The organism is Arenibacter sp. 6A1 (assembly GCF_012272855.1).
Classification (GTDB): Bacteria; Bacteroidota; Bacteroidia; order Flavobacteriales; family Flavobacteriaceae; genus Arenibacter.
In genome coordinates this window covers 1-24431 of the sequence record NZ_JAAXCQ010000013.1, presented here as the reverse complement: position 1 = coordinate 24431, position 24431 = coordinate 1, and the positions used below count along the sequence as shown (strand labels likewise).

At 36.0% G+C, this 24431-nt stretch carries 22 protein-coding genes; 3 read left to right on the top strand and 19 right to left on the bottom strand.

Annotation, left to right across the window (positions count from 1 at the left end):
* Window positions 1–4 precede the first annotated feature (4 nt).
* Window positions 5–3406, bottom strand: coding sequence for a TonB-dependent receptor (locus HCG49_RS12780; protein WP_205764392.1), 3402 nt, complete (start codon window positions 3404–3406; stop codon window positions 5–7).
* A 167-nt stretch (window positions 3407–3573) separates the two neighbouring features.
* The gene (locus HCG49_RS12775) at window positions 3574–4737 is read right to left on the bottom strand and encodes a FecR family protein (RefSeq protein WP_168469924.1); all 1164 of its coding nucleotides are present in this window, start codon (window positions 4735–4737) and stop codon (window positions 3574–3576) included.
* A 118-nt stretch (window positions 4738–4855) separates the two neighbouring features.
* Here HCG49_RS12775 and HCG49_RS12770 point away from each other — a divergent pair, with 118 nt between their 5' ends.
* Together HCG49_RS12770 and HCG49_RS12765 are read left to right on the top strand one after the other, a co-directional pair.
* On the top strand, window positions 4856–5446 hold the full coding sequence (locus HCG49_RS12770) for an RNA polymerase sigma factor (RefSeq protein ID WP_168469923.1): 591 nt from the start codon (window positions 4856–4858) through the stop codon (window positions 5444–5446).
* A 672-nt stretch (window positions 5447–6118) separates the two neighbouring features.
* The gene (locus HCG49_RS12765; protein ID WP_168469922.1) at window positions 6119–6544 is read left to right on the top strand and encodes a lipocalin family protein; all 426 of its coding nucleotides are present in this window, start codon (window positions 6119–6121) and stop codon (window positions 6542–6544) included.
* A gap of 154 nt (window positions 6545–6698) precedes the next feature.
* Here HCG49_RS12765 and HCG49_RS12760 read toward each other — a convergent pair whose 3' ends face one another.
* The 17 genes from HCG49_RS12760 to HCG49_RS12675 all read right to left on the bottom strand — a co-directional run bounded on the left by HCG49_RS12760 (window position 6699) and on the right by HCG49_RS12675 (window position 21157).
* Window positions 6699–6959 carry a Txe/YoeB family addiction module toxin gene (locus HCG49_RS12760; RefSeq protein WP_168469921.1) on the bottom strand — a complete coding sequence of 87 codons (261 nt, stop codon included), beginning with the start codon at window positions 6957–6959 and terminating at the stop codon, window positions 6699–6701.
* Window positions 6960–7208: a type II toxin-antitoxin system Phd/YefM family antitoxin gene (locus HCG49_RS12755; protein WP_168469920.1), complete on the bottom strand. Its 249-nt coding sequence runs from the start codon at window positions 7206–7208 to the stop codon at window positions 6960–6962.
* Between the two features lie 197 nt (window positions 7209–7405).
* On the bottom strand, window positions 7406–7930 hold the full coding sequence (locus HCG49_RS12750; protein WP_168469919.1) for a YozE family protein: 525 nt from the start codon (window positions 7928–7930) through the stop codon (window positions 7406–7408).
* A 145-nt stretch (window positions 7931–8075) separates the two neighbouring features.
* A complete protein-coding gene (locus tag HCG49_RS12745) occupies window positions 8076–8837 on the bottom strand; it encodes a phospholipase D family protein (protein WP_168469918.1) in 762 nt (253 codons plus the stop codon).
* Between the two features lie 96 nt (window positions 8838–8933).
* Window positions 8934–10538 carry a type IV secretory system conjugative DNA transfer family protein gene (locus tag HCG49_RS12740; protein WP_168469917.1) on the bottom strand — a complete coding sequence of 535 codons (1605 nt, stop codon included), beginning with the start codon at window positions 10536–10538 and terminating at the stop codon, window positions 8934–8936.
* A 46-nt stretch (window positions 10539–10584) separates the two neighbouring features.
* The gene (gene mobB / locus HCG49_RS12735; protein ID WP_168469916.1) at window positions 10585–11610 is read right to left on the bottom strand and encodes a MobB family relaxase; all 1026 of its coding nucleotides are present in this window, start codon (window positions 11608–11610) and stop codon (window positions 10585–10587) included.
* Between the two features lie 4 nt (window positions 11611–11614).
* Window positions 11615–12169: a BfmA/BtgA family mobilization protein gene (locus tag HCG49_RS12730; RefSeq protein WP_168469915.1), complete on the bottom strand. Its 555-nt coding sequence runs from the start codon at window positions 12167–12169 to the stop codon at window positions 11615–11617.
* Window positions 12170–12625: 456 nt separating this feature from the next.
* A complete protein-coding gene (locus HCG49_RS12725; protein WP_168469914.1) occupies window positions 12626–13006 on the bottom strand; it encodes a DUF6876 family protein in 381 nt (126 codons plus the stop codon).
* A gap of 98 nt (window positions 13007–13104) precedes the next feature.
* Complete coding sequence (locus HCG49_RS12720; RefSeq protein WP_168469913.1) at window positions 13105–13443, bottom strand: single-stranded DNA-binding protein; 339 nt, start codon at window positions 13441–13443, stop codon at window positions 13105–13107.
* 594 nt (window positions 13444–14037) lie between these two features.
* Window positions 14038–15150 carry an endonuclease/exonuclease/phosphatase family protein gene (locus tag HCG49_RS12710; protein ID WP_168469912.1) on the bottom strand — a complete coding sequence of 371 codons (1113 nt, stop codon included), beginning with the start codon at window positions 15148–15150 and terminating at the stop codon, window positions 14038–14040.
* Window positions 15151–15161: 11 nt separating this feature from the next.
* On the bottom strand, window positions 15162–15824 hold the full coding sequence (locus HCG49_RS12705; protein ID WP_168469911.1) for an ATPase: 663 nt from the start codon (window positions 15822–15824) through the stop codon (window positions 15162–15164).
* 4 nt (window positions 15825–15828) lie between these two features.
* Entirely contained in the window at window positions 15829–16503 is a 675-nt protein-coding gene (locus tag HCG49_RS12700) for a hypothetical protein (protein WP_205764391.1), read from the bottom strand.
* Complete coding sequence (locus tag HCG49_RS12695; protein ID WP_168469910.1) at window positions 16500–16790, bottom strand: helix-turn-helix domain-containing protein; 291 nt, start codon at window positions 16788–16790, stop codon at window positions 16500–16502. The genes HCG49_RS12700 and HCG49_RS12695 overlap by 4 nt, the downstream gene beginning before the upstream one ends.
* Window positions 16791–17025: 235 nt before the next feature.
* Window positions 17026–17850, bottom strand: a complete 825-nt coding sequence (locus HCG49_RS12690) for an RteC domain-containing protein (protein WP_168469909.1) — start codon at window positions 17848–17850, stop codon at window positions 17026–17028.
* A gap of 479 nt (window positions 17851–18329) precedes the next feature.
* Entirely contained in the window at window positions 18330–18455 is a 126-nt protein-coding gene (locus tag HCG49_RS18845; RefSeq protein WP_168469995.1) for a prolyl oligopeptidase family serine peptidase, read from the bottom strand.
* Window positions 18456–18492: 37 nt separating this feature from the next.
* The gene (locus HCG49_RS12680; RefSeq protein WP_168469908.1) at window positions 18493–20232 is read right to left on the bottom strand and encodes a helix-turn-helix domain-containing protein; all 1740 of its coding nucleotides are present in this window, start codon (window positions 20230–20232) and stop codon (window positions 18493–18495) included.
* A 673-nt stretch (window positions 20233–20905) separates the two neighbouring features.
* Window positions 20906–21157 carry a hypothetical protein gene (locus tag HCG49_RS12675; RefSeq protein ID WP_168469907.1) on the bottom strand — a complete coding sequence of 84 codons (252 nt, stop codon included), beginning with the start codon at window positions 21155–21157 and terminating at the stop codon, window positions 20906–20908.
* A 579-nt stretch (window positions 21158–21736) separates the two neighbouring features.
* On the opposite strand from HCG49_RS12675, the gene HCG49_RS12670 reads away from it, so the two are divergent.
* Entirely contained in the window at window positions 21737–24340 is a 2604-nt protein-coding gene (locus HCG49_RS12670) for an AAA family ATPase (RefSeq protein WP_168469906.1), read from the top strand.
* Window positions 24341–24431 lie beyond the last annotated feature (91 nt).

The window sequence follows — 24431 nt, the reverse complement described above, 5'->3', positions numbered from 1 at the left end:
TTTTTTAAAATTTAGCATTCACTCCAAAAGTAAAGGACCTCATAGTTGGGTAGGAGTTAAAATCCAATCCGGAACCTGCATTCGCAGATTGTGCATTACCTCCATATTTAACCAAGTTGTCATTTTCATAACCTTTCGTATCCACTTCTGGATCCCATCCTGAATAGCCAGAAATTGTTAATAGATTCTCTGCCATTACATATAGTCTAAAAGTTTTAATTACCTCAGATTTAAAAGGCACATTGTATCCTAAAGTGGCATTTTTCAAACGCAGAAATGAAGCATCTTCAATAAAATGAGAGTTGATATAACCTCCATATTGAGAGTAAAAGAATCCATTTCTAGGTATGCTCGCATCTTGATTCGAAGGAGTCCATCGATCCAACGATTCTTCTGTCCTGTTCCACTCTAGATTCATTCTAGTCATATTCAACAAATCATTTCCTAATTTCCCATATAAAAACACCGACAAATCAAAACCGTTAAAAGTCAAGCTATTAGTGAATCCAAAATTCAATTTAGGATATGCAGACCCTATTATAGCTCGGTCAGCAGACGTAATCAAACCATCCTTATTCACATCCTCAAACTTTGGGTCACCTGGCAAAGCATTAGGTTGAGGAGAATAAGACTCACCTTCTTGAAGAATACCGGTATATTTATAACCAAACAATGACCCTAATGGTTCTCCCTCACGAATTATTGCAAAGGCTTCTTCTGACACGTTTCCAATTGGCTTGGATGATGTCAATAAAATTTCACTTTGATCACCTAGTGTTAAAACTTTATTTCTATTTACGGCAAAATTTAATGAAGTGTTCCAAGTGAAATCCTCAGTTGCAATGTTTCTTGATTCCACTCCAAACTCAAATCCTTTATTTTCTATAGCACCAACGTTGCTTAACCCCGAAGTATAACCTGAATACATAGGAAGGTTTACATTTATCAACAGATTGTCCGTCTTTTTGTAGTACCCTTCAAGGTTAAATCTTAATCGACTATTGAAAAGACTAAAATCTACTCCAACATTGTATTGATCGGTTGTCTCCCATTTTAAGCTACTGTTTTCTGGAGAATTACTATTTAAATATGTGCCTGAATTATTGTTAACACCATCAAAAGTATATTTAGCATTAGAAATTAAACCATACGAAGCGTAGTTACCAATTCTTTCGTTACCGGTTTTACCATATCCTGTCCTAACCTTCAGGTCAGAAAATATATCTTGGTCTTTCATGAATTGTTCATTAATAACTCTCCATGCAAAAGATCCTGATGGAAATACACCCCATTTATTATCTTCTCCAAATCTTGAAGAACCGTCACCTCTTATAGTGAATGTAAATAGATACTTAGTATCAAAGGAGTAATTGGCCCTCCCAAAGAAAGACACTAAAAGGTTTTCAGATTTCCCAGATGAAACTCCAGATATAGTGGATGCTGCTCCTAGATTATTAAACCCAAACAAATCTGTCGAAAAGCCATAAACATTTACCCCTTTTCTTTCATTAATATATTTCTCATAAGAATACCCCCCCATTAATTGAATTACATGTTTATCTAATGATCTATCATATGTAAGAAACATATCAATCAAATTATGAGTTAATGAAAAGTCAGAAACATTTGCGACCCCATCGTCAATTCCTCCTTGATAAGATTCCTTTGATAGATATCCCCCTAATTGATCATGTCTTATTTCTGTACCTCCGTTAATTCTAGCCTTTAATCCTTCTGCTAACAAGAACTCCAAATACATTGAACCGTTAAATGTATCTTTTTGCAAATCATTTTGTCTAGCATCTAAATTTGCCAAAGGGTTATCTCCTCTTCCTCCAGGGGGCCTTGCAAATGAACCATCTGCATTATAAACCGGAACCGTTGGATCATATGTAAGAATACTATACAGGACATTAGAATTTAAGATATTCCCATCATATATCTGATAGTTTGATTTTTCCCTCTGTGCCATTATGGACACTCCAGATTTGATGTACTCATTAACTTGATGATCTATATTCACCCTTCCGGAGAATCGAGAAAAACTGGTATTCTTCAAGACACCACCTTGATCAAAATAACCAATACTTGTAAGCACCTTCGTTTTTTCACTACCTCCAGTTATCTGCAAACTATAGTTATGAACCATACTATTTCTTGTCGCCACATCAACCCAATCAGTATTCACATCCGACTGTAATTGAGATGGAGTATAAGCTCCATTTTCCTGATTCTCTTGTCCCGAAATCTCTTTGTAAAGATCATTAGCCAATAACATGTACTCTTTACCATTCAACATATTAAATGGATTGATTACATTTTGAGTACTTGTGTATGCGCTAATTGAAACATCTCCTTGTCCTGCTTTTCCTCTTTTAGTTGTTATCATGACAACTCCATTGGCTCCTCTAGAACCATAAATTGCAGTTGCAGAAGCATCTTTTAATATTTCCAGAGAAGCCACGTCCTCTGGATTAATATTAATTCCATTATCAGTAGGAAATCCATCAACTACATATAATGGTTCATTGGTACTACTTACAGAATTCGACCCCCTGATTCTTATAGACATACTTCCGCCTGGCGCCTTTGAATTTTGAGTAACCACAACACCGGCCGCCCTACCTTGCATCGCTTGAGCCACGTTGCTAACTGTCCCTCCAGAAGTTAGATCTTCCGTACTTAGGGATGTTATTGCCCCCGTTAAGTCGCTTTTTCGCTGAGAACCATACCCTACAACAACCACTTCATCAAGACCAGCTGCACTTTCCTCTAATATAACATTAACAGTAGATTGATCACTCACATTAATTTCCTTAGTAGCAAAACCGACGTAAGAGAATACTAGGATTGATTTCTTTTTATTCAGAACAATAGTGAAATTCCCATCAAAATCAGACTGCGTACCATTGGTTGTTCCTTTTTCAACAATACTCGCTCCTGGTAAAGGCAGTCCCTGAGTATCGGTAATAACACCTGTGATTTGAAATTGTAGATTCTTTAACTCGTCAGGAGATTCACTTATATTCAGTTCTTTAATCTTCTTACTTCTTTTCAAAAAGATTTTTCTATCATCAAGTTCGTAAGAAATATCTGTCTCAGTTAAAAGCAACTCTAAAATTTTTTCTAATGAAGCTTTTTTAACTTTTATAGATACTTTCCTCTTCAAGTCTAATGTTTTTGTATTAAAAATAAACTTGAATTCGGTCTTATTCTCAATTTCGTCAATAACAGTACCTATGGCCACATTTCCGAAATCCAATGAAATTTTGGTCTTCTGAGAATATGTCGAATTTGCCTGCATTACAAAGGATACGGTCATTAAAAAAAGAAGTGATAACTTCATTTTTAAATTTAAATTTAAGCACCAAGGGAAAAACTCCCCTGACTTTGGTGGTTTTTTCATAATTTTGAATGTTTGGTAGTGGTTATACTTAATTTTGGTTTAATCACTTTATAAAATCGGGGGATGTTACAGCATTTCCCGATTTCTTTAAATGAAATTTTAAAATTTCATTATTATTATAATGTGAATTAGTTTTTTACATTGAGTTTATATCATGGGCGTTTTATTTAATTTATTATAATTTTATTTTCAACTATTATATATTCTATTTGATACACTTTATTAAAGTAGTTAAGAACTTGTTCAATGGTTTCATGCTGTGTTTCAATAGTGGCATTAAAGCTTTCATTTGCCAATTTTTTATTGTTGTTGATTATATTTACATTATAATGTCGTTCAAGCTTTTGAATAATTTTTTCAAACGAAAGTTCTCTAAACACCAAATTTCCATTTTTCCAAGACGTATAAATAGATGTGTTAACCTTTTCTTTAATAATTGAACCATCTTCTTTTTTAAAACTCCCTTTAAATCCTGGCTCTAGAAAAATCTCATCCTTTGAATCAGCATGCTTTGATTTATCCAAAAGACTTACAGAACCTTTTAGGAGCACAACTTCAGTTGATTCGTCCTCGGGATAATTGGCAACATTAAAAGTGGTTCCATAAACCATAACCTCCAGTTGTTGCGCATTTATTATAAAAGGTCTATTTGAATCATGAGCTACTTCAAAAAACGCCTCTCCTGTTAAAAAAACTTTCCGTTGCTCTTTAGGTAAAAAGGTTGTAGGATACTTAATGGAGCTCTCTGCATTTAAATACACTTGGGTACCATCTGACAATTTAATAGAAAACTGTTTACCCCTAGGAACACTTAATGTATTATAGCTTATTTCTCTTTCTGTAGTGTTTTCCTCATAGACCAGTTTTTCTCCCTGTTGTAAACCAATAATATCTCCTTCAGAGTTTAATACTTTTGAATTTCCGTCTTCAGAAATAACCTCAATACCTCCGTCGCCAAGTTCCAAGGTTATAGCATCTACATTAGGAGTTATTTTATTGACTGGAATGGTTTCGACTAACGCATGTTGAAAATAGTACCCTACTCCCAAAAAGAAAACTGCAATTGCAGCATACTTAAATATAGATTTAAGCTTAAACTTGTTCAATATATCTTTATCTTTTTGTATCTCCTTGCGGAGCTTCTTTCTTATTTGCTCTATTTCTGGATCATTCATAGATAGGGTAATCGCAAAATGGGTTTTAACATAATCTTTGAATATCAACTCATTACCTGGATATTGAATCCATATATTCAGCCTATCCAATTCTTCTGAATTAGCAGATTGAAAAAGATACTTAGTAATAATATTCTCAATTTCTCGGTTAATCATTTAATGCCGTTCTTTTATATTAATACAGAGCAGACTTCAAATACCCTACCTTTTTAGCAATATTTTTTTTTATATCTATATTATTCATAGTTTTATTTATAAAAACAATAATGCATAAATGAAGACATATAACAATAAAGAATTAACGGAACAGCTTATTCTAGGGAACGAAAAAGCCTATATGCAATTGTTGGACACCTATCACAAAAGACTATATGCCTATGCACTCACTTTGGCAGGAAACCCCCATTCCGGCAAGGATATAGTTCAAAACGTATTTCTAAATACCTGGAAATTTCGAAAAACATTAAATCCTAATTTGTCTATCGAAAGTTTTTTATATAAATCCGTTTACAATGAATTTGTAAATCATTATCAGCAGCAAAAATCTACCATGCTCTTACAAAAAAAATATGTTGAGTTTTTAACAAATATAGTTGAAGAAACAAATGAAAATGATCTAGAACGAATGATTAAGGTGATGAATAAAGAAATTGACAACCTGCCCCCGAAATGTAAGAAAATTTTTATTATGAGTAAAAAAGATGGACTCACCAATCGTGAGATATCAGAGCATCTAAATATTTCTATAAAAGCAGTAGAAGCTCAAATTACAAAAGCCTTCGGAATCCTAAGGCTTAAATTAGGGGAGAAATACAAGATGATATTATATGCTTTTATTGGAATTAACCTCAAAAATCTGGCATAAAATTGATGTCTCTGAATTTTCTTTCTATTGCATTAAGCTACATCAGTCAAATAATTTTTATTTAACGCCCCCCCTCAATTCGCCGGCTCCAAATCCAGTTCCCTTCCCCATTCTACTAGGCTCTTTTCCTGGTAATCTTCATTGTAGAACAGGGTTTTAAATACAGCGACCAGTTCCAATCTTTATCTTCAAGGGCCGCTTACACCTAATTTTCGATTCCTTCCTATTCAATAGGTCTTAGAACAAACTATCTACATATAAATAATGTGCAATATAGTTGAAGATATATAATGAGGATAGGCCTGAAATTAAAAGAAGAATTTATCAATAATTCAGTTCGATTTGAGCGAGGGCTTGTGGTTCTTGTATAATACGATGTTAATACACCCTGTTTCAATAATTTAAAATTGTTTTGACAAGCTAAATTAGAAACCTAATAAACCTTTGGGTTTAAAGTATGATGAATTTATTTAAAGGTTTCTTTTTTATTTCCTAACAATTGTAATAATATTGGATCTAACATTTATAAGCAGATGACCATATCGTATTAGTAAAATAGCTGCCCAAAATGCATTTTATATTATTTGAATATAACTAGCCATCGTCCTTTTAAGATCAATCAAAATAATTTAGCTGTTAAAACGACAACAATATTAACATAGTCACAAAACAATGAAAAATTTAATAATCAAGACAAGGGCAATTCAAATCCTATTTATAATTGGAATACACTTATTAGGTTCTTGTAGAAACGAAAGAAAAAATACCCCCGAAAGCGAAATCACATCTGAAATACAAAACGAAGACAAACATAATTCTACTGTAGATAAAGAACTTCTTGTCGGATCTTGGAAAGACTATTCTGAATTTGCATTACATTTCACACTTTTTAAAGATGGCTCCGCTAGTTCTGACAATATGAAAACTTTACTCTATAAAACCTGGGAAGTAAATGAAAACAAAATCACCTTCACAGTTGAAAGTATTGGAAATGGCACATCCTTTATTGACAATGAAACCTACATTATTGATAAACTAACTAAAGATAGTTTAATTTTAAAAAATGGAGAATATCGATTTGAATACTTCAAAGAATAAAAAAAGTAACGCCCCTAACTAAAGTTGCCCCTCCGAGAAGCCAGGGTTGAGTATCTTTACTTCTTGTAGCCCCCATACTTGAACAACTCTTTCAGCAGTGATGGGTACAATTTTCCCTAAAGGCTCCTGTGCTTGTTAAGAAAGTATGTTGGGGTTATTTACCATAATGATAACGACAAGCCGCTATCCATAATTGTTCATTTTCATACTTGTAGACCAATCGATGTTCTGTTGTAATTCGCCTTGACCAATAACCTTGTAGATCTCCCTTCAAGGCTTCGGGTTTTCCTATCCCTTCAAAAGGTGTCCGCATACAACTTCTAATAAGTTCGTTGATTCGTTTTACTATTTTCTTATCGACTTTTTGCCAAAACAAATAGTCTTCCCAAGAAGAAGTAGACCAAGTTAATCTCATCTATTCGATCAAGTCTTTTTCCATACCTTTTCCTGTTTCCAGTTCTTTGATAGAGTTTAATAAAACATCCCTGTTCTTCCCAGTCAAGAGATAGGTAGTTTCCTTTAATGAATTGTATTCATCCAATGATATCAATACAAGGTCCTTACCGTTTTTACGTTTGATAATGACATCACTTACATCATTGATTACTTTATCGAACCAATGCTTCAGATTAGAACGAAAGTCTGAGTAGTTTACCGTTTCCATACTACAAAGATAATTAAAAGTACTTAAATACGTACATGTAAAATAATCTACCATAAAAAAGGGGCTTACAAAACTCCTTGGTACGGGAAGGAATAATATCCCTCCCAACCGATTATGATGCTGTCAAAAGTGGCTTTATCCACCAAAGTCGAGGCTTCGCTCAACTTAATAGAAATTTATCTATAAATACCTAAATATTAGTTATTATGAAAAGTCAGGGTTAAGTTATTTACAGAATCATTTTGACTCAGATACCCCAAACAGGCTTTAAGAAATTCTATTTCTTTATACTGTTGGTAATTATCAAATACTCTCAAAACCTCAGTTAATTGTTCGGCATTAACTGTTTTTATTTGGGTTACGATTCTATTTCCTTGAGTATTCAAAGTAACATCAAATAGCTCGTGTAAAAACCCAGCTAGCGGATCATTAAAATCTCTATTTGTAATACTAACTACAGTATTGTAATCAGTGGCAATTATACTATGAAACCAACCGGATAGATTTTTTCTTTTTTCATCCTTGATCTTTTGGTATTCCTCCTTAAACTCCAAAAAAATGTCATTGGTTCCTCCGATTAACGTTTTAGAATCTAAATATTTCCAAATCTCATTTTCGTGTTTTTTGAATGGGAAATCGTTGTCCCTTAAAATATCCTTAGCTAAATCTCCGATATGGCTATCTTCCTTTGCACATTCTTGTATGTATTTCCTTAAAGTCATATTATAATGTTTAAGAGTTATCAATTTTTTCTTAAAATGAAACAGGTAGCAGAATTTATTAAATCATAGAAATATTGTTGAACTATCCATGGGTTTCTAAATTAAAAGATCAGACAGTGTTTAAATGAGTAATCTCCCTATCCCCTCAATTCGCCGGCTCCAAATACAGTTCCCTGCCCCATTCGGCTAGGCATTTTTCCTGGTAATCTTCATTGTGGAACAGGGTTTTAAATTCAGCGACCAGTTCCTTGATTGCTTTCCTATCGGCAATCCGGATTCGGGTTTCATAATTTTTTTGGGTTCCACCTCCGGTAAAATTCAAGGAACCCAAATAGGCGATTTCGTCATCGATCAGGTACATTTTTCCATGAATAAATCGGTGGGAATAAGAGTTGTTTGTGGGCGTTGTGAATACCTTGAACGGAAATAATTGTCGATAGGTATATTGGTAGATTTTGGCATTCTTTATTTTCGAAGTGTAACGCCGCACCATAGCCCATACTGGGACCAATGGCATAATCCCCAATAAAATCAATCGGTCCTGCTTCATAAATGCTATGGCACATATAACAAGGATCCCTATAATTAACAAGTAGAGCAAAAGTCGCTTTCTTTTCCTCCATTTTAAACGCAGGTCTTCTACCTCTTTATCGATTGTCCTGTCCTGAATGATGAGTTGGTGAATGTTCCTTTGCCGATCGCCGTAAAAGTCCTCTATGGTATCCATGGTGATCAACTGCACATAGATATTGTTGTAGTGGAGGTTGATCAGTTTTTTTACTAAAAAAGGAGAAAGATATGGAGATACAACTTTAACGGATCGTTTAGCATTCTCGATTTCCTCCATCAGTTTTTTTCCGGCTCCGGTACCGATATACACATCACAAATAGCCTTATTATAATACATGATTTTTAGATTTATGGATAGCTAATAATTTACAAAATTCAGGGCAGAATTCAAAACACATTTCACTTGTAACCAATCAGTTATCAATTAATTATTTTATTTATTTTGAAGCCGAAGAAACTGCCTCACCTCCAAATGAATCCGATCAAAGTTTTCTTTTATAGCACCATCCCCATGTTGGAACTTGGGCATGGGCAGGCTTTTGGCAATAACAGGTTTCGGGAAACGAACTTTTTTATCCTTACCGTCGGCAAAAGCTATGAACTGCCCTTCTTTTAACTTAAAGAATTCCTCTGCCCGGATTTTACTGACCTCCCTCTCCCCTTTTGTTATCCTAGTGTCAAACCCTAGGGTATTCTCTCCCATACTAATACTTTTAGTAGGCCGTTTCACAATCTCAAAAAAGCGTTCGTAATATCTTGCTGTATCGGGGTCGTTCGCCTTCCCAAAAAACTGATAGGAAAGGTTACTAAGGATTGCTCTACTGGCCTTATCGCCATACATCATATCATTCTGTATTTTATCCTGCAGCACATAAATGGTAGCGATATCATAACTCCTCAAGGTTGCAGGAATCCTGTGCATATTCAGCAGACGAATGGTAGGTGCCTCTTCCATGAGCACAAAAGAAGGTCGTCGCCCACGGATACTCAATTGTTTTGTGATGGTATGTATGAGCGTTGCTATCACGGGGGAATAGGCCGTTTCAAATTTTGGATTATTGATTATTGACACTACAGAGGGATGTTGGGGATTATTGAGATCCAAGGGCACCTCGTCCGCAGAAAGGGTCATAAATATACGTTGGGTACTGATTTTTTTAAGGGCATTGGCCAATGTACTCATTACCCCCGCGGTTTGGCGTTCCGAATCCTTGCCAGAGATAAATGCATTTGCCATGGCTTTGGAGGTATAGTCAGAGCTCAAAAACTGTATCAGGTTTTCGGTATCCAGGTATTGAAATATGGCTATTAAATGCGGTAGGGTGCAATATTTTTCATGACTCGTCTTAAGTTTCCAGATAAGTCCCCCCAGGAGCCCCTCCACGGCATCGTTAAAGAACTTTGACGAGCCCATGGCAATAGATTCCCGCTGCTCCAAAAGATTCTCTAAAAGCACTCTAGAAACCTCATTGACGCTTTCCTCGTCTTCCATATATCTGGGCGCTATGGGGTTCACCCTGCAATGGATATCGTCAAAGGAAATAATATGAAATGGAATATTGGCATTTTTAAAAAGAGGAAAAGCCATCTCGGTGATCTCAAAATTTTTATAGTCATGGATAACCCCGGAAAACTGATGTTCATTAAAGTGTTTTAAAAAATTGTAGACCACACTTTCTGTTTTACCACTTCCTGCCGATCCTATAATAGAAGCCCCTCTACGAATATTCCTTAGCACCAGGCTACCGTTTAATAAACTGAACTTGACACGATATGTTTTAGAGGTCTTAGGAGGTTTCAGGTCATAATTGAAGTAAACGAAAAAGCTTAAGTTTATTACTTGGAAGGGCAATAACCATTCTAACATCAATGTGGCAAAAACCTGCCAACCATACATCGATTGTAAAACAACCCCAAGCAGTGATATAATCAGCAGATTAACCGCAAAAGGGTGTTTACAGCTTTTGAAAGTCAGGTATTCCAAAGCTATGGCAAAACAATAGATACAAACAGGTATTAGAATTGAAAGTGTCTCCATTCTATTTTACATTTATTTTATTATAAACTCCTGGCACCTAGAATAGTTAGACACCTATGGAGCTAGAGGATTTGGCTATATCTACAGCCTTTTTAAATTGTTTAATCACCCGAAGCGCGGCCTCTACTTTGTTCGTGGGAATGTTTATTCTGGGCACCGGTAAGCCGGCCGATCCCATGATTTTAAAAGCGGCACTCCGTTCGTTGGTTGGTAGCCCAAGGAGATGAGCGAAATAGAACTTCGGATCCTGAATAAAGGCCTTATAGGCCGCATAGCTTTCCACATAATTACGATTGTATTTAAAGGTGGCGTCAAACTTTTTCTCTGCCCTTTCAATAAAGTAATCACGGTTGAATCCGCGCTTCACCACTTGCCCATTAAGCACCGATTCCGACTCCTTATACTTGCTGCCCGGAGAAAGACTGTATTTGTTGGTGACATCCTTTCTACTGACGATGATATGGATATGGGTCTGTAGCCCTGGCTTTTTCATTCCCTGAGTAATGACTTTTCCATTCAAGCGATGGGGAATTTTTGCCGAAAGCTTTTTGATTTTCTTTTGCAAAGTTTTGACGTTTCCTTTAAGCTCCCCCTTTAATACCATTCGGATATCATTTTCCAATTTGACGATCTTTGCCTTGTACACCTGATTTTCCTTTATCTGTTTATCATACCCTTTAAAGGTGCGTTCATATTCTAACTTTGCATAATATTTAATACTGTCTACGGACACCAATTTTTCCCGATAAAACGACGCAGCATAGTCCTTCATCACCTCTCGCACATATTGTTTTAACAACATGGGATCATTGTTGATATGTCTTAATTCTCGCCTGCTTGGATTGATGGTTAGGGAATAGAACTTAGGTTCCCTTTTTTTCAATTTGGCAGTATTTTTATCTATTTCCTTGACCACTTGTTCTGGGGCAATCCGATCGTTGTACTGATCAAAGAAATGCTCCTGGAGTTCTGGCTCCTTTCCTTCATTTTCTTTTTCTAGATAGGCCACATAATCCGAGGAACTCTGGGAAAATGTCTCCGTTAAATGTTGTTTGGTTATGCTGATATACATATCGCTATTGCTTTTTGGTCCGCTGTTTCAATTCTTCAAAAGCTTCCGGGGTCATATCCAATTGCAGCCTTGGTTTTCCAAAGCCACTTTTCACCAATTGAACTTTGTCAAGCAGTGCAACAAACTCCTTTTTTTGTTGGTTCAAGGCTCGCTTCAGATTGGTATGTTCTCTTTCCAAAACGATCGCTTCTTCTATCTTTTGAAAAAAGACATCGCCTTCCTGACCGCTCTTTGGAGTATCCATTTGTAAGGGTCCTTGCCGAGATTTCTTTTGGGGCGAGTGTTCAAAAAGAAGCTCGAGCATTGCCGTTGTGGGTCGGGTCTGACTCTTTTCAATATCACGGATAATGGAGATCAGGGCTTCTGTCCGTTTTCTATTCTTGAAGATTTCCTTGCCCACACTTTTTTCAAATTTTTCCGACGGCAAGAAACCATGCCATTCAAAAAAATTTAAAATCATCTCCATGGAATCTGAATAGGTACTGCTAATTTTCTTCGAAAAGCGTTTGAACCGCTGGGCGGTATTTCGTTTAAACCGTATCGTAAGAAAACCATCCATGCTGAAATTTTACATTTGTGTCAAATTTTTTCAATGTTTTAGGGGGCTAACCAAGGATTTGACCCAATTTCCCGAAGCTGCCCAAATACTAAAAACATTCCTAACCCCTATAAACAAAGGCTTTGCGCAGCAAAATATAATCGTAACGCCGCTTCGCGTGTTACCCTCTTGCTATTCCTTCTTTTTCGCCCTCAGCGAAAAATTTTCATCCAATACATGAAAATAGCCCCAACTCTCAGGGATCTATCATTAAAAGAAAAAATTAAGATTTTCAAAGGGTCGTTTTTAGTGAATTCACAATGAAATCAAAAAAGTAGTGCGAATACCGAAATTTGATTGGGGATAATTCTTGTAGCTAAAAACTATAAATTTTACTACGATCCCAGAAGTAACATCCAGGAAGATCTAAAGATTCTCCCCGGTCAATTCTCCATCCTGGCTCGCCCGCTCCATCGCTTAATATTCCCCGGGCAACATCAAGGTATTTTCAACAAAGAACAATCGGAGTCGGTCCAATGGAAAATCGGTTGTATGGTAACCATGGGTTTCAAAAATAATCCCATTGCCATCGCTGTAATCAATGGTAGCTTCGTACCCCAATGCTTCTTTCTCCTCCCCAGAATATTTTCTAAAATCGATAGTGATAAATCGGCTTCTGTTGATCAGACTATTGGCGATAACAGAAACATCCGTCACTAGCCAATAACATTCTCCGGCCTTGGCAAGGTATTTTATGCCCTCCGTAAATTTTGTTTTTAAAAGTGGGATTTGGTACAACATTTCAGATCCCGAAAATTGTGCTAAACCCTCCCTTAATCCTTCCTTAACTGTTTCCATTTTTGATAATTTTTAAGTGGTTAATGATAAAATACAGAGGGTGCTACATTTTGGCCAACGCCCTCTTTTTGTTTCTGGCGCAATTGACAGCTGTCCTTTTAGGGCTTGCTTCCAAGTAGCAAGATCTCATCTGCAATCACTTCGGTTACATAACGGGCATTGCCATCCTCGGCCTCATATCTACGAGTCTTTAATTTCCCTGCAACACCGAGCTCCCTACCTTTTCTGGCATACTTCTCTACGATCTCCGCGGTCTTCCCCCAAGCAATAACGGTGTGCCAGTCCGTATTCTTGACCTTCTCACCGTTCGCGTTTTTGTAATCGTCATTGGTGGCCAAAAGAAAACGGGCTACCTTTTTACCGCTATCAAGGTTTGTAATGGAGGGAACATCCCCGATGTTCCCGATCAACTGTACATGATTTCTAATTCTGCTCATAATTGAAAAATTTATGTCTGCTTCCATGCAGACGGTTCATACTGTATAAAAATGATTTACTTATTATATCTCGAGCGTTTTCCTTTTTTGATTTGTTTTGTGCCTTTTCATTTTTAGGATTTGGATACGCTTTCATGATTTCTTGTTTTTGATTTACTTCCCATAGCGCTTTCGCTGTTACCTTTTTTGATGTACTGCCCAATACAATATTCGAGCTTGGAAAGACGTATAAATAAGAGCAGGGCTTAGCCTGGTTTATGTCGTCGGTCTAGGTCGAATATTGTTATTTCGACATCGAAAAAAGGTCATAGCGGATATCTGGCAGTACTACTAAAACAATCAATGAAAGGATCACAACACCGATGGAACGGCACAAAATGCACCAATGGAATTCCCTTGAAGCCTCCCCATTCATTTTAAAGAGGGATTTAATTTATTGGTTCGGAGGATAAGGCGGACTTGAGCAAAGGGTTTAAGGGCATCTGGCACAGTGCTCTTACACCCATTGTTCGTGTCCAAGATTTCGTTCCGAGGCTTATTGACCCGAATGGAATGGAGTGGCAATATGCCGCAGTGAACACACCATAGGAGGTATTATTCTATATCCAGTTTCGCCCAGATCAAGGGATGTGAACTGGCTGCATGCCCTCTAGTTTTCACTGTCGGATATACCTCCCATTTCATATTCCGCTCTGGCCACATCGCTTTACGGTTGAGTCCACAAGAGATGACTCTACGGTTCATTTCATAGGAAAGCAGCATATAATCTTTCTGTTTGATATTTACCCCCATTCGATAGCCTCCCAAACTATAATATCCGGCACCGCTGCCCTTGTCCTTGTCGATCTGACATTTTACATGTTTGGAGACATCTTCAAGATCGGTCTCCCGAAGTATTGGGTAAAGGCAGTTGCTATAGGATAGATCGTTTAAAGTGCCACAGACCAAGATCAACTCTTTTCCTTCGATCAACATATTATCATAAATAGCAGCAACTTTCGTAGCCTGTAGCCTTCTCCTAGATTCGTCATCCGAGGAAAAATGATTGCAAAGGATATGGACCCTTTCGCCATCTGGGGTTACAACAACATATTCCTGACAGTCGACATCAAAAATATGATCGGGCAGGGCTGTATTGTTTACGGCATGGCTTTTTACAGTATCCAAACGGAATCCATTTTTGGTCATGATCCCCATACTCAACCCACGGCTATCGTTCCCCTCCAGGACCATAACCTGGTCAAATGGAGCAATCTTAAATTCTTGAAACAATTCCTGATTAAACTCCATTAACGAAGCCTTGTCCTCTACCTCTTGCAGGATTAATATATCCGGATCTATTTCCGAAATAAGGCGGGCTTTATTCAGTGTAGATTTATGATCAATTGCTATAGTATTTAAGGCAATCCAACCATTCCAATCCGTAAGTTTAGAAGCTTTCATTTCCTGGGCAAAACCCCGTTGTTTTAGAAACAATTCCCCTTGTCTTTTTCTAAGCACCCCGTAGGGACGAATGTTGATTTTCTCAAAACCCAACAAAAAAGTAAGTTCCCGGATTCTGCTAATTTCATTTTCGCTTTTTTGCATTCTTGGCAGTAGGCTGTCCAATTCCACGACCCAATCGGATACGCATTTGCTCAAGGTGGACCTAATCAGGCCCTTGTCCCGATGATATAGGTTTTCTATATTCCATGTTGCTATTTTCATCTTTTTTAATTTTAAGTTCGCTTATCCCTGGTGCTTTTATCAAAGCCTATGAGGTTGAATATTTGGCGCATCCGGCTACGGACCCTTTTTCCGTAACGTTCCTCCAGTTCCTCTGCGTTCAGATTGGTGGTACCATGGGTAATTATTTTGGTTTCCTGGTACAGTTCGTGTCTTGAAATCAACACTTCTCCCATGACATTGCAGTCCATTCCAAAGTGCCTTCCCAGGGGTTCTACCCCCAGATCATCAAAGCAATAGAAACGTCCGTTACCGTACTCTTCGATGATCTTATAGCCGATATGGTTAAAGGCAAAGGTGATGTTCCGGGCCGGTATGATTTCATAGGGTCTTTGGTGTGGGACGATGTGGCGTATCAACCGCATCAGACTGGTTTTTCCGCAGCCGACAGGGCCTGAAAGCAATATCCCCTTATCGGGGTCGATATCGAACTTTTTGCAGTTGTCGAAATCCCGAACCATGTAGTTGCACAGTTTCAGCAAAATCTCCTTGTCCTCGTCGTAGATCTGAAAGTGTCTACCAAAAAGCAACTTGCCTTTGGCTTCGAGATAGACGAGTACCTTTGAAAAATCGTAGTCGATATGCTTGCCGTCAAAATCTCCCAAGGAATATTCCGTGGCTCCTTCAATGATGATGTGTGGGCGTGATTTTTCCATTTGCTCAAAGGGGTTCCCCGTAGTTTTTTTTAATGGTGGTCTGGAGGTAATCTACCTTTCCTTTTTTTCGGGGCTTTCTAGCAGGTTCTTTGTCCGCATTTAATTCATTTGCCTTGAGCATCCATTTCTTGGCAAAAGCTCTCCAATCTTCTATGGAGCTTTTGCCACCAACCTTCCATCCTATCCCTTGGTAATGATTATAAAATCTTGTTGCTTCTACTGCTTCCCAATGGTTGTTTTTAAAAAAATTTAAGACAACTTGTTCATTTTTTGGTATGCTCTCTCTAGAGAGTTTATTATTTGTTTTAATATGTTTATTAATGTTTATATATGATACCACCGCTAGTTCATCTGTAGTATCATTCATGTCCGCTACTTGTCCAGGACTTATCTCAAAAATGGGCATCCTGACACGGCTCCCTTTAAAACGATTTTGAGAGGGTTCATAAACGATATATTCCCATTGGTGCAGATTGGAAATACAGCGGTGATACGTTGTTCTCGATCCTATTTTGGAGAGAAGCATGGTTGAATTCCTATCCACTAAAAAACTGTTCGGAAAACGATTCTCGTTCCACATTTGAAAGAGGGCGAAATACAGACTGATATGGGTGGGATTTAGCCTCTCATCCGACGCAAAAACTTCAAATATGGCATTGAGGTGTTTTATATAATTCATCTCCTTTTGTTTGAAGTTTTCACAGTATTCTCAATAAGGACTTTCTCTATCTCTTCTGCGTCATAAAAAATAAGCCCTCCTATTTTAACAAAGGGTATGGTTCCATTCGCCCGAAGGCTTAACAAAGTAGTCGGGCTTATCTGAAGCATCTCCAAGACATGGGTGCTTTTTAACCATTCCTTTTTAAAGCGACCTGGTCGTTTTTCCCTAATCAATTCATTAATCTCCTGGAGAAGTTCCAATTTGAACTCTCGTAGATCGTCCGTAGTAATAATTTTTGCTGGCATAACTTTGAATTTTATACAAGACCCATACAAATGAATAGATCTTTGGTTCTTTACAAAGTTGAAGAGGTCTTTTGGAATAAATCGTCAATTGACACCCTACTGACATAAGGACTTATCAAGTAATTTTGGAAGAAAAAACTAGGAAAACAACCCTAAACAAGGGTGTTTTAAAGAAGCGTGTTCGTGTTTTTTTCGGGATGCCCAAAACAGTCAATTGACAGTGACCTGACATTTTTCATTCATCCAGTTCAATCGTCCAGTTCTGTAAAGTTCTTCTAAGTTTATCCATGAATTTAGTGGGATTGGCGCGGTTTCTTATTCGAATGGAAGTATGGTGGTAATCCCCAAGATCCATACCGGTTACCCGCTCCAAAAACTCCATAACAGATTTCAAGCTGGTGTTCCCATGATCAATGGCACCGCTATAAAAAAGGGCGAACCCTAATTCGGTAAGTGCGATTTTGGCCTCGGTCCACTTAATTTTAGCTATCGGTGTTTTTAATTCTGATACTAAAGTATTAGGTGTTCGGAGTTTATTATGAAGAAACTCAAAGTAGCCTTTATAACCCAATATATGGGCCAGTAGACCGTCATGGGAAGTACTGAATTCAGGGTCGAAACTTACCCCAATGGCACTGGGACTAGCATATAATTGCCTGTTTTTACGCAAAAAATACTGTGTATCCAATCTTTGGTTTTCCAATTCAAGATACAATATAATGTCCTTATGATTGGATAGAAAAGTGTTTACTTCCAGCATTTTTGCTTTAATAATATCATTTTGCAAATCACCCGAAATATTGACAAATTCAAGTTCATAAAATAGCTGGTGTCTACATCGTAAAAGGTGGCCTAATAGAAAAGGTTTGTGATTTTTAAAAAATTGAATTTCCGACGCTTCATCCGGGAAACCCCGAGAGATTACCGCGACACGGTATTCCTCTAAAATAGTTTGGCAATAAGTGATGGATTTGTCATACGACACTAGGGTATTACTATGCGATTGCGTGATAAGCTGCAATTCAGCTTCAATTTCTTTTTGAGAGCGTATCCATTCCATTTTCCTTTCCTTTGGTTATCCTTAAATCTTTAATCTACTAGTGTTCCTTGAAGTGTTTTTTAACAAGGTCTTATATTATTGAACACTTAAATTTCATTATAAAACGCAGAAATAAAAAGTCGGATTAAAGGCGATTTATAAAGGAAATGGAGGCATTTATAAATCAAGGGGAATTTTGGTGGAAAAATATAATTCTAGGTTAGATGAGATACCCGAAGGTAAAGCAATCATCCTTATTTGAAAATCAAGGAAGGTATGTTGAGAACAGCTTAGATTATCCATACCTCAAACTAAGGAAAAGAAAGAATAAAAAACCAAAAAAAAGGTAGAAATTTAAGAGGATAACACTAATGTTTCATATGCGTTTTAGCAAAGCTAAAAATACGCGCATAGAGTTCAATATAGGCTTCTTGCCCCCCTATATTCTCATGTCCTGAGGTATAATTGATATCCAATAATACAGGAGCCTTGGAAGAGTTCTATTTTTGAAGTTGAGCAATATATTTGCCACTATCCCATAAGGGAATCCGGTCATCATTACTACTTGGCATGAGTAAGGTTGCTGGATAATTCGTTTCGGGTTTAAGATTTAAATAGGGATCTATTAAGTTTGATAGCTGAAATAACTATCCTTACTGTCATTTATGAATGTTTAGCTTTTTCCCTTTTATCTAATTCCTTTAACAATTTAGAAGGATATACCCCTGTCTTTTTATGAAATGCTTTAGAAAAAGACTCCCCTGTTTTAAACCCGAAGGTTTCTGCCAATCCTTGATAGTTATATTTTAATAGTGCTGGTTTCTTGGTAAGCTCCTCTATAGCAGTCGAAATTTTAAGGTCATTAATATATTTCGGAAAATTCATTTGTTTGTAGTGGTTGATAATGATTGACAAATAGGAGGTATTGGTATCCATTTCTTGAGCCAATAGGGTCATATCCAAATCCTTTCGCAAATAGAGATCTGACTTTTCAAAAGCCTCGAGTTTCATTAAAAGTTCATTTCGTATCTCTTTTGGAACAGATGCAGGGTGCTCTCCAACCTTCCGAGGAGGTGATTTTAACTGCTTTGAACCTTCCATCAACATTTTTACCTTTTTTTTCGTTCTATGTGCCTTGACATAAAAGTATGGGCCGACAAGCATACCAAGTGTGGCCATAAATCCTAAGATAAGAATCCAATTACTTTTTACCTTTAGTAGTTCCTCCGCTTTCTTTTTCTGTAATTTTAAATATGGTATATCATAGGCCATAGTAGCCTGCTGAATAACTCCCTTTTGTTCAATAGCCATCAAACTATCGTGAAAAATCAATTTTTCGAGGGACTCAATTTCCTGTTCCTGGTCATCTTGTAAGCTATAATGTATTGCCAATTGCTGATATACTTCCTTGACTTTCTCAAAGGGTTCTTTGGTTTCTTTTATTATTGAATCAATTTGTTTATAATAGGAAATAGCCAATAAATCATCATCTGACTTTTGAGCAATCTTTCCAAGATAATACAACTTCATGGCCTTGCTATTCCCTTCCAATTGATTTGTATATTTTAAAAGAGTATCCTTTGCGTTTTTATAATTATGTTCATAATAATCTAATTGCGCTCCCACTAAAACCATATCGCGATGTTCTATTGTATCATTTTTAATGATTGCCGTTTCGATACCTTTGTTCAAATAAAGTCGAGAAGAGTCTAATTGAGACAACCTTAGATGCGCAAGTGATAGGTTGTACATCAATATCATATAATCCTCATAATACCTGCTTTTATAATCTTCTTCCCCTTTCAATAAATGCAAGGATCTGGTGTAAATGTCTGCTGCGACGTGCGATTGCCCGTTAAGATTTCTTATGGCAGCTATGGCCATGGAACTTGATAATTGGTCATCAAAGTTCTTTTTTTCTACAGCAAGATCGTAAGCTACTATGTAATTATGTAAGGCTAATCGATAATCGCCTATTTCATAGTAAATCATAGCCTTAAGTAGATATCCCAAAGTGGGGTATTTTGGATGCTTGCTGTCTGCAGTCACTAAAATAATTGAGTCAGCATAACTTATCGCTAATTTCGGCTCTTCTATCATCGTACGATAATAATACGCAAAAGCCATTTCCAAAGGATTAGACTCACTTTTAGCTTTATGAACATGGATATCTGTCAATTTTCTTAGACGATTTAGTTCGTTTTTTTCATATGCCTCATCTTCCAGCTCCATGATTTGTTCATAGGTCAGACGAGAAAGTGAATCGGCACTTAGTCCAATAGTAGCCATTGGTTGCGTCTTATCTTGAGCATTACAAACTGTCCCCAAAAAACAAGAAAACATTAGTCCTATAAGTAGGCTGGCGTGATAAAGTCGAAATGCATTATAATTTCTATTCTTCATTCTGTATGGGATTATATATTTATAAAATGCCAAGAAACAACTTGGTTAAGGCTATACGAAAATTCTCTTAAGTGAACGGAATCATTCATTTCCAAGACTTCGGTTACCTCAACTATGAATACTCTTCTATTCTCTAGGCTAAAAATTCTCCTTAGATCATTTAGGTTAACTTCCTTATCCTATTACTTAGTGTGACTTTTTAAGTCCGTAGGTCTGTAATCTGTTGAACTGGGCCAATGTTAGTTGTGAGTTATAACGGCTCTAATTAATTTTTAACATACAGTATTACTCCCCTAAAGTAACTTAAAAATTACCGTGGCATTCTTGATCTCAAAGGTGATTTATAAATGATGGTCAAGTTTCCTATTGTAAAAGGCGCTTTTTTATCAGTCTAAAAGCTAATTATTCCACTTTATTACTAATTTCTATTTTTCCGATAAACTATTAGTATTCCCCCTCCACTTTTCTTCAGCTTTACGCTTTTATTGAGCCTTGGCCACCATGTTATTTATCCATCGCATTTTAGGAATATTATTTAGGGGTTTATTATGTTTTTGAATACTATGACCTTCCTGGGTTGCAGGTATGGTTAAATTGCACCCCAGTTTTTCCGAGTTAATAACGTATTAACGAAGAACATACACTGAATGCAATCCCTTGTAAGTAATAATTCTTAAAATAATTTTAGGGTTTCAAACCAATGTTTTCCTTCAGGAGTAATGATAAGTTGTGGTGGTGAAATAAAAGAAAACTGCCCATTGCCTCCCATAAACCTACGTTGTTTAAAATCTATAAGACCTTTATCCTTCATTTCCTTTGCAATTTGGGTCGCTTGATTTGGGTCTAAGCAAATATGGGTGATTCGCACAAAGCCTCTTTCCTGGTTTTTGTAAAGAAATTCTAGTATGGAACGATATAGATTCATAACTGAATAATTTTATAATGCTGTAGGTAATACATATTTAGCAAAGGAAGCAATTTAACCTACAAAAGGACTAAAATACTAGTTAAAATTCCTACATTTTCAAATAATAAGCTCTTACTTCTTAATTTTTTATAGGTACCCATAGATTGCTATTCATATCATTTTTTCAACGAAAAGGCAGAAAATCTAGGCGTTATTGCCTGCGTTTACCAAAACAAAAAAGCACTTGTAGCGCGGTTATGAGGATGGTAGGCCATAATGAGCATAGTCATTCCTACATAATATCATGATGAAACTTCGTGGAGTCGTAAAAGCACTAAAGGAAACGATGCGCATTTCCCGCAAGAACATATTTTTCCCCTAACAAATTAAGATTACACCTCTTTAATTACAGATTTTTACTTACATAAAAATAATATTTACGATATTAGTCGATTAAAATTTAGGTAGGACTACCGCAGAAATGTAGTTCATAGTAAGAATGGGAAAGTAAAACTGACACCCCTACTATCTTACAGTTATCCAAATTAATATAAAGTATATTTTATACAGATATAACTTGTTATGGGCAATTAAAAAATGACAGAAAATCCAGAAGATATAAAAACACTTGAATCAGAAGTAAAAGCTTTTGTAAATGCTCAACCATATTGGGCTAAATATATCTGTTGTGAAATCCTATCAGGAAATGAAATTACAGATGAGAAAATAGAAACTACTTTTTCTTTTCTTCTTGAAGAATTGAGCCTTAAAGAAGAAACAACAAAACCTGAACTTTCTATTACATACAATCCAAATGCTACAGATGATTTCAAAGAAGAACTAACCTTTGACGCATTAATAGATGTAGAGGGTGTCAATGCTCTTAAAGAAAATCAGCGAATAGAATTAACACCAAACCTAACTATCTTATATGGAGTTAATGGTGCAGGTAAATCAGGTTATATAAGACTTCTAAAAAACAGTTTTTATTCTAAAGATAAAGAACAAATTGTAGAAAACGTAAATCAAGAAAATGCAAATAAACCTATTTCCGCACAATTTCACTTTTCCACAAATGGCACCCACATACCATTAAAATACCCAGAAGATTTAGAAAATGGCATTTTTAATCAATTCGCAGTTTTTGATGGAGAAATCGGTAAAAGGCATTTAAAAAATAGAAACGATTTTTCTTTTAGACCAGCTGGTCTTAGACTATTTAATGAGTTCAATTCTGTACTTGAGAAATTAAATAATCGCCTAATTATAGAAGCTAGGAGTAAAAGTACCCTCAACCCATTTGCTAATGATGATATATTTCAAGGAGAGTCAGAAATAAAAAATTTCCTTTCGTCCCTTTCACATAATTCAAAACTCATTGATTTACAAAAGCACTTACCTTTCACAGAAGAAGAAAAAACTAAAAAGCTTGAAAGTGAAAAAAAGTATGATGATTTAAAAATAGCACTTTCTCAAAAAGATAAAACATTAAAAGAGCTTACGATTATAAGAGAACAATTGACAGCTCGACAAAAGAATCTAGAGATAACAAATCTATGGTTTGCTCAAACTCAATTAGAGTCTGTAAACAATTCAATTTCTGATTGTAATACAAAAAAAGAAATAGCTACGAAACAAGGAATTGAAAAGTTCAAATCAGAAAAGATAAATAACATTGGTTCTGAAGAATGGAAAGTGTTTATCCAAGCGGCTGAAAAATTTGCATTAAAACAAACGAACAATGATACATTCTATCCTGAAATTGGAGATAATTGTTTGTTATGCCAACAGCCAATTAATGAAGATCTTCAAAAAAACCTAATTCAAAGTTATTGGGCTTACATAGCAAGTGTTGCAGAGCAAGAAGCAAAAACAGCCATAGAGGATTTAGATAAAACAAAAGAAGGTTATGAGAAATTAGATTTTAATCAATTTCCAGAATCAGATATATTATCTTCTTGGCTTAAGGAAAACAATGAAGAGGCTTTAAAGTATGGAAAACAAATATTGGAAAATCAAAATACGCTTTCTTTAAATATCATAGATGCCATAAATAAAAATGAAACTCGTCAATTTACTGAAATAAAAACAGACCTTTCAATTTTTGATAACGTGCTAAATGAATTAAATACAAGAATTAAAGCACTAGAAGAAAATGAGCAAAATAAAATCTTAGAATTACTTTTAAAGGAAAAAACTTATTTAGCTCACAAAGAAAAACTTAGTATTAGATATACAGAAATAGAGACCCTTCATAAAAATATTATTTGGGTTCATAAATCAAATTCTTTTAACAAGCAATGGCATAAAACTCAATCTACAAATACTGAAAAAAGGCTATCCAATGATTATTTTAATTCCGACTACATCAACGCATTCAATCAAGAATGTGATAGTTTAAATGGGAAATTTGGAATAATCATTGACGCAAAAAGTTTTGATGCTCAATCAAATAGACAACTTTTTTTAAAAGGAAAAGACCCCTCTGCAATTTTGAGCGAAGGTGAACAAAAGGTAATAGCATTAGCAGATTTCATTGCAGAAACTAACATAACAACTATAAATAAAGGTATCGTTTTTGACGACCCTGTAACGTCCTTAGACGAAGAAAGAAAAAGTACTATTGCTAAAAGACTTGTCGATTTATCAACTCAAAAACAAGTAGTTATTTTTACACACGACCTAGTTTTTGTTTCTAGTTTAATAAATTTTGCGGGAGATAATAATGTACCGAATGAATGTCATTGGATTGAGAATAGAAATGGAATCCCTGGACAAGTTTGGCTAAGAAATTCACCAACTTATGAAAAAGTTTATCGGAATTCGGAACCTGCAAAGGAATTTTATAAGGTAGCCAAAGAAGACGACTGTCCGCCAGCAGAAAGAGAATATCAAGTAAGAAATGGTTTTACAGCATTACGGACTTGTTATGAAGTTTTGGTTATAAATGACCTATTCAAAAATGTTGTACAGAGATATAATGAAAGAGTAAGCGTAGATTCTTTATCAAGTGTGTATTTTGATGAGGAATTGATAAATGAACTTTTAGAAAGTTTTGCCCAATGTTGTCGATATATGGAAGGACATACACATAGCGATAAGTATGCTTATTTAAAACCTGAGCCACAAAACTTAAATGAAGAAATTCAGAGATATGAGACAATTCGGAGTAAAATAAAAAAGAATGACACTATCCCGTAAACTGTGTAAGTTTAAAATAACAGGGGTTGGACTTTTATCTAAAGTCTGACCCTTTTTTCATAGATCGTCAGGAACTGATTTAGGATGATTC